At 71.8% G+C, this 14,531-nt stretch carries 13 protein-coding genes; 6 read left to right on the top strand and 7 right to left on the bottom strand.

All coding sequences use genetic code 11. The annotated features are described in order from the left end of the window. The first annotated feature begins 134 nt into the window (after positions 1-134). The 3 genes from ACWGI6_RS33705 (at position 135) to glpK (ending at position 4,471) form a co-directional block, all read left to right on the top strand. Positions 135-1,868 carry a bifunctional diguanylate cyclase/phosphodiesterase gene (locus tag ACWGI6_RS33705; protein WP_453271028.1) on the top strand — a complete coding sequence of 578 codons (1,734 nt, stop codon included), beginning with the start codon at positions 135-137 and terminating at the stop codon, positions 1,866-1,868. 221 nt (positions 1,869-2,089) lie between these two features. Further along, entirely contained in the window at positions 2,090-2,857 is a 768-nt protein-coding gene (locus tag ACWGI6_RS33700) for an MIP/aquaporin family protein (protein ID WP_453271027.1), read from the top strand. Positions 2,858-2,935: 78 nt separating this feature from the next. Further along, complete coding sequence (glpK, locus tag ACWGI6_RS33695) at positions 2,936-4,471, top strand: glycerol kinase GlpK (protein ID WP_453271026.1); 1,536 nt, start codon at positions 2,936-2,938, stop codon at positions 4,469-4,471. Between the two features lie 72 nt (positions 4,472-4,543). Here glpK and ACWGI6_RS33690 read toward each other — a convergent pair whose 3' ends face one another. The 6 genes from ACWGI6_RS33690 to ACWGI6_RS33665 form a co-directional block, all read right to left on the bottom strand. Next, the gene (locus ACWGI6_RS33690) at positions 4,544-5,155 is read right to left on the bottom strand and encodes a GTP-binding protein (protein WP_453271025.1); all 612 of its coding nucleotides are present in this window, start codon (positions 5,153-5,155) and stop codon (positions 4,544-4,546) included. A 139-nt stretch (positions 5,156-5,294) separates the two neighbouring features. Beyond that, entirely contained in the window at positions 5,295-5,993 is a 699-nt protein-coding gene (locus tag ACWGI6_RS33685) for a TetR/AcrR family transcriptional regulator (protein ID WP_453271024.1), read from the bottom strand. 58 nt (positions 5,994-6,051) lie between these two features. Next, positions 6,052-6,921 carry an alpha/beta fold hydrolase gene (locus ACWGI6_RS33680; protein WP_453271023.1) on the bottom strand — a complete coding sequence of 290 codons (870 nt, stop codon included), beginning with the start codon at positions 6,919-6,921 and terminating at the stop codon, positions 6,052-6,054. A gap of 203 nt (positions 6,922-7,124) precedes the next feature. Next, the gene (locus ACWGI6_RS33675) at positions 7,125-7,538 is read right to left on the bottom strand and encodes a DUF742 domain-containing protein (protein ID WP_453271022.1); all 414 of its coding nucleotides are present in this window, start codon (positions 7,536-7,538) and stop codon (positions 7,125-7,127) included. A 96-nt stretch (positions 7,539-7,634) separates the two neighbouring features. Then, positions 7,635-8,075, bottom strand: coding sequence for a roadblock/LC7 domain-containing protein (locus ACWGI6_RS33670; RefSeq protein WP_453271021.1), 441 nt, complete (start codon positions 8,073-8,075; stop codon positions 7,635-7,637). Further along, a complete protein-coding gene (locus ACWGI6_RS33665) occupies positions 8,072-10,975 on the bottom strand; it encodes a nitrate- and nitrite sensing domain-containing protein (protein ID WP_453271020.1) in 2,904 nt (967 codons plus the stop codon). The genes ACWGI6_RS33670 and ACWGI6_RS33665 overlap by 4 nt, the downstream gene beginning before the upstream one ends. A gap of 259 nt (positions 10,976-11,234) precedes the next feature. On the opposite strand from ACWGI6_RS33665, the gene ACWGI6_RS33660 reads away from it, so the two are divergent. Further along, positions 11,235-11,732 (top strand): hypothetical protein, encoded by a 498-nt coding sequence (locus tag ACWGI6_RS33660; RefSeq protein ID WP_453271019.1) that lies wholly within the window; start codon positions 11,235-11,237, stop codon positions 11,730-11,732. Between the two features lie 135 nt (positions 11,733-11,867). Here the strand turns inward: ACWGI6_RS33660 and ACWGI6_RS33655 are convergent, their stop codons facing one another. Further along, positions 11,868-12,197 carry a bifunctional 3-phenylpropionate/cinnamic acid dioxygenase ferredoxin subunit gene (locus ACWGI6_RS33655; RefSeq protein WP_393909754.1) on the bottom strand — a complete coding sequence of 110 codons (330 nt, stop codon included), beginning with the start codon at positions 12,195-12,197 and terminating at the stop codon, positions 11,868-11,870. A gap of 161 nt (positions 12,198-12,358) precedes the next feature. Between ACWGI6_RS33655 and ACWGI6_RS33650 the strand changes: the two genes are divergently transcribed. Then, a complete protein-coding gene (locus tag ACWGI6_RS33650; protein ID WP_393909753.1) occupies positions 12,359-13,165 on the top strand; it encodes an IclR family transcriptional regulator in 807 nt (268 codons plus the stop codon). 229 nt (positions 13,166-13,394) lie between these two features. Continuing rightward, positions 13,395-14,480 (top strand): S-(hydroxymethyl)mycothiol dehydrogenase, encoded by a 1,086-nt coding sequence (locus ACWGI6_RS33645; protein ID WP_453271018.1) that lies wholly within the window; start codon positions 13,395-13,397, stop codon positions 14,478-14,480. Positions 14,481-14,531 lie beyond the last annotated feature (51 nt).

Below are 14,531 nucleotides of genomic sequence, written 5' to 3'. Positions count from 1 at the left end.
CCGCGCCGGCCCCGGACGCCCCCTCGAACGTCGTGTGTGCCTCCCGCGACAGCGGTCCGTACCCTCCGGAAGGGTGCGTGAACAGTGCGTTAATCACACACCGTTCGCCGTTGGGGAGGGGCATGCTGCTCCCCGTGCCTGCCTGGACGGACCAGCTTCGATTCGCTTTCCAGCCCGTCGTGAACCTCTCGACCGGCTCGGTCGCCGCGCTGGAGATACTCGCCCGCCCCGAGGACGGTGCGGACGGCCCCGGCATCTTGGACTCGGCGCACCGCTGTCCTGATCTGGATGCCGAACTGGCGGCGCTCGCCGTACGGGCGGCCGCGGACCAGGAGACGCTGCTGCCGCTGCACATCAATGTCTTCGCCACCACCGTCGCCGAGCTGCCCCGGATGACGTCGCTGGGCAAGGCGGTCCACGATGCCGGCCGGCGGCCGTGGGAGATCACCCTCGATCTCGGCGGCCCGTTCACCCAGGTCCCACGCGCCGCGCTGCTGGAATCGGTGGCGGTGCTGCGCGACGAGGGCTACCGGATCTGTGCGGACGGTGTCGGGGACGGTGATCTGCCGCTGCGGCTGCTCGGCGAGCTCGCGCCGGACCTCGTCAAGCTCGACGCCGCGCTGTGCACCCGCCTGGACGCCGACCGGGGGCGGCAGGCCGCGGTGGCCGCCATGCGGGCGCTGTGCGAGCGGGTGGGTGGGCTGCTGGCCATCGAGGGAGTGGAAACCGAGCGGCAGTACAGGGCGGTGCGGGACGCCGGGGTCCAGCTGGCGCAGGGGTATCTGTTCGCGCCGCCCGCGCGGCGGCCGGCCACCGAGGTGTATCTGCCGGCCGCGCTCCCGCCCGCGCCGGGCGGCCCCGCGGCGCCCCGCCGGCCGGCCTCGGGGCCGCCGGTCGCCCAGTTCCTGCAGCCCGCCGCCCTGCTGCCGATGTCCGCGTCGGCGGGCGCGGTGCGCAGCCATCTGACCGGGTTCCCCGAGGTGTCGGGGGTGCTGCTGGTGGACGCCGACGGGGTGCCGGTCCGGGCGATAGACCGGGACCGGTTCTTGCTGTCGCTGTCCGGACGGTACGGGCATGCGCTGTACGCCGACCGGCCGGCGCTGCGGCTCGCGGACCGGCCGCGGACGGTCGGCGCGGACGCCACCGCCTGGCAGGTGCTCGATGTGATCGCCGAGGGGGACCGTGACCGTACCGGGGACGATGTGGCCGTGGTGGACGAGCGCGGTAGGTGCATGGGCGTGGTGCATCTCGCGGACATCGTGCGGGCGCTGGCCGAGACCCGGGTGGAGCAGGCGGCCCGGCTCAACCCGCTGACCCGGCTGCCCGGTTCGGACGAGGTCAACGGGGAGGTGGACCGGCGGATCGCGGAGGGCCTGGCGTTCTCCTTGAGCTGGCTGGATGTGGACGGTTTCAAGCAGGTCAACGATGGCGCGGGGTTTGCGGCCGGTGATGAGCTGATCCGTGCGGTGGGGCGGACGCTCGCGCAGGTCGCGGCGGGCGAGCCGGCCGGTCTGGTGGGCCATATCGGCGGCGACGACTTCCTGGTGCTGGCCGGGCCGGACGGCCTGGAGCCCTTCGCCGCGGCGCTGTTGGACGTGTCCTGGTCGGCGGGCGGGCGGCCGGTCACCCTGTCCCTGGCGACGGTGGTGTGTCCGCCCGACACCGTCACCGGGCACCGTGCGGCCGCGGCCGCGCTCGCCCCGCTGAAGAAGGCCGCGAAGGCGCTGCCGGGGGCGAGCTGGGTGCTGGGCCGGCCCGGCTCGGAGCGTACGGAGATCCGCCGCGGTGCCGCGGGCCGGGTGCCGGATCCGGCCGACGCTGCGCGCACCGCACCGCCCGGCCAGGAGGGCGTCGGAACCCGCGGGTGATGCGACGTACGGTCCGCTTCTCCGGCCGGCAGCCGTCAACATCCACAGCTGTGCGCGACCTTGACGCCCCCTCATCGCCGGTGAACACTTCCGGATGCCAGTCGGCATCGCCGCACTCAGGCACCCCGGCCGGGTGGCAGCGGCTGTCCGCTGCCCGCCGGTGGCACGCACCCTGCACGGAGGACCGGGGGACGTCCCCGGGCGAGGGCCAAGGAGCCGCCATGTATTCCAATGGGGACATCGTCGTCGGTGAAGTGATCGGCACCGCGATACTCATACTCTTCGGGGCCGGTGTGTGCGCCGCCGTCACCCTGCACTATTCCAAGGCGAGGGCAGCCGGCTGGGTCGTGATCGCTTTCGGCTGGGGCATGGGCGTACTGGCCGGCGCCTACACCGCGGCGCCGCTGTCCGGCGGCCACCTCAACCCCGCGGTGACGCTCGGCTCGGCGGTCGCGGGCGGCACCGAGTGGTCGAAGGTGCCGCTGTACATCCTGGCGCAGATGGTCGGTGCGGCGATCGGGGCCGTACTGGCCTGGGCGCTGTACTACGCGCAGTTCGCCGCCAACGCGGAAGAGGACAAGGCCCAGCCGACGCTGGGGATCTTCTCCACCGGCCCGGAGATCCGCAACCCGGCCGCCAACCTCGTCACCGAGATCATCGCCACCATCGGTCTGGTGCTGCCGCTGCTGTTCTTCGGCCAGAACAAGGGCATCGGCATCGGCCAGGTCCCCGGCGAGCACGCGGGGATCTACGGCTCCGGGATCAATGTGCTGCTGGTCGCCCTGCTGGTCGTCGGGATCGGGCTGTCGCTGGGCGGGCCCACCGGCTACGCCATCAACCCGGCCCGTGACCTCGGTCCGCGCCTGGTGCACGCCCTGCTCCCGATCCCCAACAAGGGTTCCTCGGACTGGAGTTACTCCTGGATCCCGGTGGCCGGGCCGCTGATCGGCGCGGTGCTGTCCGGCCTGGTCTACAACGCGGCGTTCTGACCGGTCCCGGAGCGTGTCCGCCCGACCGGCCCCGGGCCCGCTGCACCCACTCACCAGGACTTCAGGAGGCGTGACGGCATGACGGAGCAAACCGGGAAGACCGAGAAATATGTAGCCGCGATCGACCAGGGCACCACGTCGAGCCGCTGCATCATCTTCGACCACGGCGGGGCGATCGTCGCCGTCGACCAGCGCGAGCACCGTCAGATCTTCCCCAAGCCCGGCTGGGTGGAGCACGATGCCACCGAGATCTGGTCGAAGGTGCAGGCGGTGGTGGCGGGCGCGCTCGCCAGGGCGGGGCTGCGCGCGGACCAGCTCAGCGCGCTGGGCATCACCAACCAGCGGGAGACCACGGTCCTGTGGGACCGGGCCACCGGCAAGCCGGTGCACCACGCGATCGTCTGGCAGGACACCCGCACCTCCCGGCTGTGCGCGGAACTGGGCGGCGCGGACGGTCAGGACCGGTTCCGCGATGCCACCGGGCTCCCGCTGGCCAGTTACTTCTCCGGGCCCAAGGCAGCCTGGCTGCTGGACGAGGTGCCGGGGCTGCGGGAGCGTGCCGAGCGCGGTGAGATCGCGTTCGGCACCATCGACTCCTGGCTGATCTGGAATCTGACCGGTGGCACCGACGGCGGGGTGCATGTCACCGATGTGACCAACGCGGGCCGCACGATGCTGATGAACCTCGCCACCCTCCAGTGGGATCCGGCGATCCTGTCGGCGATGAATGTGCCGGCCGCGATCCTCCCGGAGATCAGGTCGTCGGCCGAGGTGTACGGCACGGCCGTGGGGCAGTTGCACGGCGTGCCGGTGGCGTCCGCCCTCGGCGACCAGCAGGCGGCCGTCTTCGGCCAGACCTGCTACGGCGTCGGCGAGGCCAAGAACACCTACGGCACGGGCTCGTTCCTGCTGCTGAACACCGGTAACCGCCCGGTCCCGTCCAAGAACGGGCTGCTGACGACGATGGGCTACCAGCTCGGCGGCGAGGCGCCGGTCTACTGCCTGGAGGGGTCCATCGCCATCACGGGCGCGCTGGTGCAGTGGTTCCGCGATCAGCTGGGCATCATCGCGTCGGCCGAGGAGATCGAGCCACTGGCGGCGAGTGTCCCGGACAACGGCGGGGCGTACATCGTGCCGGCGTTCTCCGGTCTGTTCGCGCCCTATTGGCGCTCCGACGCCCGCGGCGTGATCACCGGTCTGACCGGGTTCGTCACCAAGGCGCATCTGGCACGCGCCGTACTGGAGGCGACCAGCTGGCAGACCCGGGAGGTGGTGGACGCCATGTTCCAGGACTCGGGTGTGCGGATCACCCAGCTCAAGGTCGACGGTGGGATGACCGCCAACAACCTGCTGATGCAGCATCAGGCGGACGTGCTGGACGTGCCGGTGATCCGCCCGGTGATCTCGGAGACCACCTGTCTGGGAGCGGCCTACGCGGCCGGTCTTGCGACCGGTGTCTGGCAGGACCTGGACGAGCTGCGGTCCCACTGGAAGCGGGACACGGAGTGGACGCCGCGGATGGACGGGCGGACCCGGGACCGCGAGTTCGCCAACTGGCGCAAGGCCGTGGAGCGGAGCTTCGGCTGGCTGGCCGAGGACGGCTCGGCGGGGTAACGGCGCCGGCAGTGCGCAGACGTACGGCCCGTACCCCGGACGGCGGGGTACGGGCCGTACTTCCGCGCTCCGTCAGGGAACCGCGGGCTCCCGGCGGCGGGCGCCCGCCTCCATCGCATGCTCCACGACGGAGATCAGCACATCCCGCACGGAGTCCTTGAGGCGGGCATCACACAGCATCACCGGCACCTGGGGGTCCAGGTCCAGGGCGTCGCGTACGGATTCCGCCGGGTAGTGGTCGGCGCCGTCGAAGCAGTTGACGGCGACCGTGAAGGGCAGACCGCGCCGCTCGAAGTAGTCGATGGCGGCGAAGCTGTCCGCCAGCCGGCGGGTGTCCGCCAGCACCACCGCACCGAGTGCGCCCCGGGCCAGTTCGTCCCACAGGAACCAGAAACGGTCCTGGCCCGGGGTGCCGAAGAGGTACAGGACCAGCTCTTCGTTGACGGTGATCCGTCCGAAGTCCATGGCGACGGTGGTGGTGGTCTTGGTTTCCACCCCGTCCAGGTCGTCGATCGGCCGCCCCGCCTCGGTCAGCCGTTCCTCGGTACGCAGTGGCTTGATCTCGCTGACGGCACCGACCAGGGTGGTCTTACCCACCCCGAAGCCGCCCGCGACCAGGATCTTGAGCGTCACCGGCTCGACGGCGGCAGACCGTCGGCGGCGATCGGATCGCCCGAAGGCCATGGGATTCTTCTCCTGAATTGCCGTGTATACGGGTGGAGCTCACGTTTGATACCCGAGCGTCGGCGCACGGGGCAGCAGGTGCAAGGGAACGGTACAACGTGCTCAGCACGGCGCCCACTTGAGATGCGTCACGCCCGGGTCACGCCCGTGGGTCAGAGGTGGCCAACCTGCCCAAAACGGCGTCGTCAGAGGCCGTTGACACGGGTGGAGCCGATGCCGCGGGCACTGAGCGTGTGACGAGGGCCCCGGGCCGGTCGAGCAGTCCGAGCAGGCTCACAAAGCTGGACTCGACGAACGCACACAGCTCTTCATGGGCGTCCGGTTCCTGCACGGGCCAGTTGATGACCGCCTCCTCGGCGAACGCCATCCAGGCCCGGGAGGCCAGTTCCGTCCGCGGGGCGTCCGGCATGCCGAGCCGCCGCCGGCCGTCGCGCACCCGGTGGGCGACGGTCTCCCGGGTCGCACCGACGATGTCGGTGACGGCGGGGTGGCTGCCGGCGGCGCCGCGCACCAGGGCGAGATACACCTGCCGGTGTTCCAGGACGTACGCCACGAAGCCCGCGATGAGGGCCCGCATCCAGGCGACCGGTTCCAGCGAGCCGTCCGGTTCCATGGCGGCGGTGAAGCGGTCGCACTCGGTGCGGACCACCGCGCGGTAGAAGTCGCGTTTGGAGTCGAAGTAGTGGAAGAGCAGACCGCGGGAGATACCGGCCCGCCGGGCCACCTCGTCGGTGGACAGCTCGTCCAGGGAGCGGTCGGCGAGCATCTCCAGGCCGATGCCGACCAGTTGCTCCCTGCGCTGATCGGGCGTGAGGCGGGTGGTGCGCTTGCCGGACATGGCCGCAGTGTACGGCGGCGGGGCCGGGAGCGCCGTGGCGTCCCGGCCCGCCACGGCGTCAGGCGTACTGGCCGAGGTGGTCGAGGATCTTGGGTGTGACCGTGTCGGGGACCTCTTCGGGCAGCCAGTGACTGGCGCCTTCCAGGGCCTCGAAGCGGTACGGGCCGTCCACCCACTCCCCCGTGGACTCGGCCGCGCCGCGGCCCAGGGCGGTGTCCTCGCTGCCCCACAGGAAGAGGGTGGGGACGGCGATCCGGCCCGCGGCCACCGAGATCACCGACTCCGGGGCGCGGTACCAGTTCAGCGTGGCGGTCAGCGCGCCCGGGGCGGAGAGCCGGCGGACATTGCCCTCCACGAGGTCGGCGGGCACCTTGCCGGCGTAGGCGGCGCGCAGTCGGGCGGCGTCATCGGCGAGCAGCGCGGCCTCCGCGGCACCGTCATCGCGCCGGAAGAAGCGGACGTAGTCGAGGCGGTGGTGCTGGATGGAGTCCTCGGCGGCGGCCCGGTTGAGTGCGTCCGGGTGCGGGGTGGCCAGTACGGTCAGGGACTTCAGCCGCTCGGGGTGGGCGCCGGCCAGCGCCCAGGCGACCATGCCGCCCCAGTCGTGCGAGACGAGGTGGAAGCGGTCCGCGCCCTGGGAGCTCGCGAAGGCGAGGGCGTCGGCGACGAGTTCGGGCACGGCGTAGTCGGCGATCCTCGGCGGGCGGGCGCGCGGGGAGTAGCCCCGCTGGTCGACGGCGACGGCGCGGTAGCCGGCCGCGCCCAGGGCGGGGAGCACGGCGCTCCAGGAGTCGGCGAACTCGGGCCAGCCGTGCAGCAGCAGTACGAACTCCCCGTCGGCGGGGCCGCACGCGAGTGCGTCGTAGGTGTGCGGGCCGACCTGGATCTCCAGGTGTTCAACGGGTGCCGGGGTCTCGTCCGTGGCCATGGCGGCGGATCTCCTCCTGTTGACAATTGCTCAACAGGCACCGTACCCGGGGCACTCCCTGCGGTGCCCACCCCCATCGGGCAGCCGGCGGATCTGCGCCCTGCCGGCGGAGCGGTCTCCCGCCCGGAGCCGGCCGCGACGGCAGTGGCCGCCGCCCCGGAAGAAGCATCCGGAAGGCGGCGGCCACGTAACCGCTCGGCGGGTCACAGCGCGCGCAGGCCGTCGATCACCTCGCGCAGCACCTTCTCGTCCGGCAGCTCGGCCGGCGGCACCGGCCTGCTGACATGGACCAGCTCCGCATCCAGCAGATCCCCGATCAGGACCCGTACGACGCCGAGGGGCAGGTCGAATTCGGCCGCCAGCTCGGCGACCGACAGCGGCTCCTGCCGGCACAGCTCGACGATCTCGACATGCTCGGGCGACAGGCTCTGGTCGTCGACCGTCTCCTCCGCGCGGCTCTCGGCGATCACCAGCGCGATCAGATCGAGGCGCCCCTCCGAAGCCGTACGGGTGCGCCCGCGCGTCATCGCGTACGGCCGGACGACCGGGCCCGCGTCGTCGTCGAACCAGCGGGCCGCTTCCCGGTCCCGCGCCGCCCGGCGGTCCTGGTCGCTCATGCCGAAACCTCGCTTCGCTCGGCCTCGCACTCGCGCGGCGCGCACCGCTCGCTTCTTCGCTCGCCGCGCTCGCTCATGGCGTCACCGTCGTCGCGCTCAGGTGGAAAGGCCGGACCGGGGCGCCGTGCCCAGGTGCGTACCCACGCGCTTGACCAGCAGCGTCATCTCGTAGGCGATCAGCCCGACATCGGAGTCCGCGTCGGCCAGTACGGCCAGGCAGCTACCGTCGCCGGCCGCGCTGACGAACAGGAACGCCTCGTCCAGCTCGACCATGGTCTGCCGGACGTGTCCCGCGTCGAAGTGCCGGCCGACGCCCTTGGCCAGGCTGTGGAAACCGGAGGCGACCGCGGCCAGATGCTCGCCGTCCTCGCGGGTCAGGTCCTTCGAGGCGCCGGTGGCCAGCCCGTCACTGGAGAGGACCAGTGCCTTGCGGATGGAGCCGACCCGCTCGACCAGCTCGTCCAGGAGCCAGTTCAGCTCACCGGAGCCCTTCTCCGAGACCGATGCGGTGGAAGCTGCTGCCTTCGGTGCGGTCATGGACCGTCCCCTCCCGATGTGGTTCCTGGTGGTGCTGTGGTGCCCGTGTCGTTGCCGTTCTGCGGGGCGGTGTCACGGGCGTCCGGGTCTGTGATGTCCGGGCCTGTGGTGGTGTCCGGGATGGTGGTGGTGTCCCGGACCGTGCTGCCGGCCGCAGCCGCTTCACCGGTTGCCGGGTCCTCGCCCGGTGCCGTTCCGGTCCCGCGCCGGTCCTCGCCGTTGTCGCGGCGCCCGCGCTGCCAGCCGCGCTGGAGCGAGGCCATCCGGGCGCGGACCGCCTCCGCGTCACGGTCGTCCGCGGCCGGTGCGCTCCGCTCCGGTGTCTCGGCCTGCCCGGTGGGATCGGCCTTGAGCTGGGGCGCGAGGCTCGCCTGCCGTACCCGGCGGGGCAGCCCCTTGGCCGTGGTGGGCGCGGGTGCCTCGCGGTCCTCGGTGGGCCGGGCTCCGTCCGCGGCCGGGCCCTGCGGCGCGGCGGCCGACGACGACCGGGCCCCGGAGCGCTCGGCAGAGGAACCCCCGGAGCCGGAGCGCTCGGGGCGCGGACGGCCGGGGCCGGGACGCTCGGCGGCCCGCTTCCCGTGCGCGTCGCTGTCGTCGACCGTCCGGCCGTGGTCGGAGACCAGCACCGGCGGGCGGGGGCGGCGCGGCAGCGGTGCCGGCCCGCCGGGCGCCTGGTCCCGGGCCTGCTGGTGCTGCTCACCGTCGGGGACGGGCGGCACCGGTGCGATGCCGCGCGGGGCGTCGGGAGCGGCGGCGGGCCCCTTGCGGCCTCGCTCCCGCTTCCGGAAGACGCTGTCCTCGTCATCGGCCGGGCCCAGCTCGTTCGGGCCGAGCGGCGCCTCCAGTTCGACCGGTCCGTCGATGATGGCCGGGGCGCGCCGCTCCCGCTGGGGCGGCGGCGCCTGGGAGAGGGCGGCCAACTTGCCCGCCGCATGCTCCAGTTCATTGCCGACGGGGCCGCCGGGCAGGCCGTCCGCCGCGTCGTCGTCCTCCCGGCCGCCGACGGCGGTCTCGGTGAGGAGCGCCCCCGGGACGAAGACCACGGCGGTGGTGCCGCCGTACGGCGAGGGCTGCAGGGAGACCCGTACGTTCTGCCGCTGGGCGAGCCGGCTGACCACGAACAGACCGAGCCGGTCGGTGTCGGACAGCTCGAACTCGGGGGTCTCGGCGAGCCGGAGGTTGGCCTCCATCAGCAGATCGGGGGCCATGCCGAGACCGCGGTCGTGGATCTCCAGGGTGTAGCCGTTGGCGACCCGCTCGCCCAGGACCTGTACGGCGGTGTGCGGCGGCGAGAAGACGGTGGCGTTCTCCAGGAGCTCGGCCACCAGGTGTGTGAGGTCCGATACCGCGGGGCCGTCCACCGCGAGCCGCGGCAGCCGGCGCACCTCGATCCGCTCGTAGTCCTCGACCTCGGCGACCGCCGCGCGCACCACGTCCATCAGCTGGATCGGCTTGCGCCACTGCCGGGAGGGTGCCGCGCCGGAGAGGATGACCAGGCCCTCCGCATGCCGTCGCATACGGGTGGTCAGATGGTCGATCCGGAAGAGGTCCGCGAGTTCGTCGGTGTCCTCGGTGCGCCGTTCCATGGCGTCCAGAAGGGTCAGCTGCCGGTGCAGCAGGACCTGGCTGCGACGGGCGAGGTTGACGAAGACCTCGGAGACGCCACGGCGCATTTCGGCCTGTTTGACGGCGGCCTCGATCGCGGCCCGCTGGAGGGTGTGAAGTGCCTGGCCGACCTGGCCGGTTTCATCCGGGCCGAAGGCGAGCCGGGGTGCCTCGGTCTCCACATCGACCTGTTCGCCGGCCGCCAGCCGGCGCATGACGCTCGGCAGCCGTACCCCGGAGACGTCATGGGCGGCCTTGCGGAGCCGGATCAGGTCCCGGACGTGCCGGCGGCCGATGCGGAACGAGACGATGAGCGAGACCAGCAGCGCGGCGAAGCCGAGGACACCGGCGACGGCGGCCTTGAGCAAGACGTTCATGGCGACGGGGGCGACGCGCTCCTGGTAGCGGTCCCCGGCGTCCTTGCCCATCCGCTGGAGGTCGCCGAGCACCTTGCGTGCCGCGGTGTTCCAGCGCTCGGCGTTGACCGTATGCGGCCCGTCCTGGGCGCCGGCGGCGATCACCCGGTCCTCGTACGAGGTCAGCTCGCGGGCCTTCGCGGAGCGCCAGTAGTCCTCGTAGAGACCACGGTCCTTGGCGGGCAGGGCGGGCAGGCCGGTGCTGTAGAGGACCCGGCGTTCGGCGACCCGGTCGGACAGCGCGCGCAGGTCGCGCTTGCTCATGCTGCCGGAGGCCAGCACCGCGGACATCAGGGCGTCCTCGCGGGAGACCGCCTCCCGGGCCCGGGTGACATTGACCAGCGCCCGGGCCTGCTTGTCCATCTCGACGTTCTCCAGGGCGTGGAGCGCGGCGAGGAAGTCATAGCTGGGGTCGACCAGGGAGTTGTAGCTCTCCATGGCTTCGTCGCGGGAGACGGTGTTGTCCTCGATCTGGGCCCGCAGCGAGCCCAGTCCGCCCAGGGCCTTGAGGACGCTTTGCATCCGGTCGGCGTTGCCGGCGCTCAGGTCGTCGCGGATGTCACGCATGTCGATGTCGGCGCGCAGCTGGGTGACGGCTTCGTCGGTGGCCCGGGTCTGCCGGTGGAGCTGGTCGAGCGCATTGGCGCCGCGCCGGTCGGCGAGGTACAGCAGGCTCTGCCGGCGCTCCCGCTGGAGGGCCTGGATGACGTCCTCGACCGGATAACCCAGATTCTTCACGATGTTGCCGACGTCCAGCAGCTGGTTCGCCTCACGCCCGGTGATATAGGTCATGAACGCCCACATGGACGTCAGGGACACCAGCGGTACGAGCAGCAACGCCACGATCTTCCGGCGGACCGACTTACCGCGAAAGCGCATGGCCTCCCCTACGTCAACCCCGGCGCACGGGGGGTGGTGTTCCGTCAACAAACGGCGCGAGCCTACTACTGTCGGGTGACCTAGCCGAAGGCCTCTCCTGACGTCGGGGAAGCAACCGGGGCGGGATCATCATGAGTTGTCCACCGATTCCCGGACAACCCGCCCGCACTGAGGAGCCGGGCCCGCCTCCTCAGCATCCGGCAGCCTGCCGGAGGGTTGGCCGGTTTTGCTCTACCCCGGGTAACTCTGCGCGGCCCCGGTGCATGACCATGAGGAAGGACGGGGTGCGACGCCAGGGGCATTACCCGGCGAAATCCGGGCAGCCACCGAGGAGTCGGACACGCGGGGAGAGTACAGGGAGTGTGACGCGTTCATGGACACCGGCAGAGAGCCGTTGTGGCAGGAGGAGCCGGCGGTCCGGCGCCGGATGGCGGATCCGGTGCGTACCGCAGCGGTGCGCGCCGTCATCATCGTGGCACTCACCCTGGTTCAGGCCATGGTGGCGTTCCTGAGCACCCTGGCGGGCTCCTGGCTCGCGTTCCCCGCCGTGCTCAGCACCGTCGCCAGCACCGTGGTCGCCACCTGGGCGGTGCTGGATGTCTGGGTGACCCGTCAGGTGTGGGTGCAGCGCAACGGGGTGCAGTCGCAGCCGAGCAGTACAGCCCGGGAACTGCGCCGCGAGCGTCGCCGGGCGCGCCGGCAGCAGCGCAGGGAATCGCGGGAGGGCTCGTCGAGGATCGACCGGGCGGCCGCCTGAACGAGCTGGCGGGCCGGGCGGTTCCCCGGAGGACTCCTGGCCTTCCGGGACCCCGCGGACCGTCCGGGCTCCGGGGGAACCGAGGAACCGCGCTCGGCTTCGGACGGTCACGGCGCGCTCGCCGTGACCGGGTATTTACGCCACCGCCTCTTCCCGTACGGCGGGCCGGACATGAATCATGCCGTCCAGGACACTGACCTCGTGCGTGCGCACCGGCCGGCGGGCCGGCAGGCAGGTCGGAGCCCCGGTGCGCAGGTCGAACAGGGCCGCATGCAGCGGGCATTCGACGAAGCAGCCCTCGACCCAGCCGTCGGAGAGCGAGGCGTCCTGATGACTGCAGGTGTCGTCGATGGCGTAGTAGCCGCCCTCCGCATGGAAGACCGCGATGGCCGGTGTGACGTCGTCGATCTCGATCCGTACGGACTCGCCCTCTGGCAGGTCCTCGATGCGGCAGATGGGAATCATCTGGCCCCCCTCTCGCTGATCGGTATCATGTGTTCTGAATAACGCATCGCAGAGCGCGATGCGCAACAGAATCCAAGCCGGGAAGCGAGCCGTCAAGGGCTTCCCGGCAGATGCCCTCAGACGTGCCCCACGGGGGCCACCGGGTGGTGACACAAAGACCCATGTCGAACACGAGCGATACGGCAGACGACCGGTCCGAGGAACGGCGCGGCGGGGCGGGATCCGTCCAGTCCGTGGACCGGGCGGTGAGCGTGCTGGAGATCCTGGCCAGGCTGGGCGAGGCCGGGGTGACCGAGCTCTCCGAGGAACTGGGCGTCCACAAATCGACCGCGTTCCGGATCCTCGGGGTGCTGGAGAACCGCGGGCTGGTGGAGCAGGAGAGGGACCGCGGGAAGTACTACCTGGGCGCCGGGGTGCTGCGGCTGGCCGGCGCCGCCGCGATCCGGCTGGACATCTCACAGGAGGGCCAGCCGGTGTGCCGCGCGCTCGCCGAGGACACCGGGGAGACCGCCAACATCGCGGTGCTGGACGGTGATGCGGCGGTCAACATCATGCAGGCCAGGGGCTCCGCCGCGGTCACCGCGTACAACTGGCTGGGCCGCCGCACCCCGCTGCACGCCACCGCCAGCGGCAAGGTGCTGCTGGCGCATCTGCCGCCGAAGCGCCGGGAGACCCTGGCGACCCGCAAGCTGCCGCGGTTCACCGAGACCACCCTGACCACGGCGGCCGGTCTGCGCGAGCAGCTCACCGCCGTGCTCGCGGACGGATTCGCCTGCACCAACGAGGAGTTGGAGATCGGGCTCAATGCGGTGGCGGCACCGGTCCGGGCGCACGACGGCGCGGTGATCGGCGCGATCGGCGTCTCGGGCCCCGCGTACCGGATGGAGCGTCATCTGCTGCCGGAGCTCGCGGAGCGGTCCGCGAAGGCGGCCGCGGAGCTCTCCCGCCTGATGGGGTACGCGGGTTGAGCCCGATAGCGAAAAATCCCCCTTGACGGATCCCTGACCCGACTTCCAGCATGTCTCCTATAGCGCAACCCAGCGCACTATAGGCAACAGGGAGACAGAGGTGGAGCGTCCTCCACCGCTGTCCCCGCTCCTCGCACCGCGCACCACTCCAACCCCTCACAGGCATCCGTGCCACCTCACGCGTGCTACCCGCCCTGCCGCCCCGCAGGCGCTGTTTTAGGAGTGAGACATGCCGCACGAAGCCCGCGCCGTCGTCGCCCTCAAGAAGGGCGCCCCCGTCGAGGTGCTGCCGATCCTCGTACCCGATCCCGGTCCGGGCGAAGTGCTCGTGACCGTGCAGGCCTGCGGGGTGTGCCACACCGATCTGCACTATCGCGACGGCGCGATCGGCGACGACTTCCCCTATCTGCTCGGCCATGAGGCGGCGGGGGTCATCGAGGCCGTCGGCCCCGGTGTCACGGACCTGGCGCCCGGTGACTACGTGGTGCTGGCCTGGCGGGCGCCCTGCGGACAGTGCCGTGCCTGCCGTCGCGCCCGCCCCTGGTACTGCTTCGCCTCCCGCAACGCCGCCCAGCCGATGACCCTGCTGGACGGTACGGAACTGACCGCGGCGCTGGGCATCGGCGCATTCGCCGAGAAGACCCTGGTCGCCGCCGGGCAGGCGGTGAAGGTCGATCCCTCGGCACGCCCGGAGGCCGCGGGCCTGATCGGCTGCGGGGTGATGGCCGGGTACGGCGCGGCCGTGCACACCGGAGGGGTGGGCAGCGGGGACACCGTCGCCGTCATCGGCTGCGGCGGCGTCGGCAACGCCGCGATCGCGGGCGCCTCACGGGCCGGCGCACGACGCGTGATCGCCGTCGACCTCGACGACGGCAAGCTGGACGCCGCCGAGCGGTTCGGCGCCACCGACACCGTCAACTCCCGTGGTACGGACCCCGTCGAGGCGGTCCGCGCGCTCACCGGTGGCCACGGCGTCGATGTGGTGATCGATGCGGTGGGCCGCCCGGAGACCTACCGGCAGGCGTTCTATATGCGCGATCTGGCCGGCACGCTGGTCCAGGTCGGCGTGCCCGACCCGGACATGCGGATCGAGCTGCCGCTCATCGACCTCTTCTCACGCGGCGGTGCGCTCAAATCGTCCTGGTACGGCGACTGTCTGCCCAGCCGCGACTTCCCGGTGCTGATCGATCTGTTCCTGAGCGGCAAGCTCGACCTGGAGCGGTTCATCAGCGAGACGATCGCCCTCGACGACCTCGAACCGGCCTTCGCGAAGATGCAGCGCGGGGAGGTCCTGCGGTCGGTGGTGGTGGTCTAGCGCGGTGCCTCCCGGCTCCGCCCGACTCCGCCCGCAGGCCTCGGCGCCCTG

The organism is Streptomyces sp. NPDC054786 (genome assembly GCF_053611685.1).
Note: the sequence above shows the minus strand (reverse complement) of the source record. Positions and strands in the feature narration are given on the sequence as shown.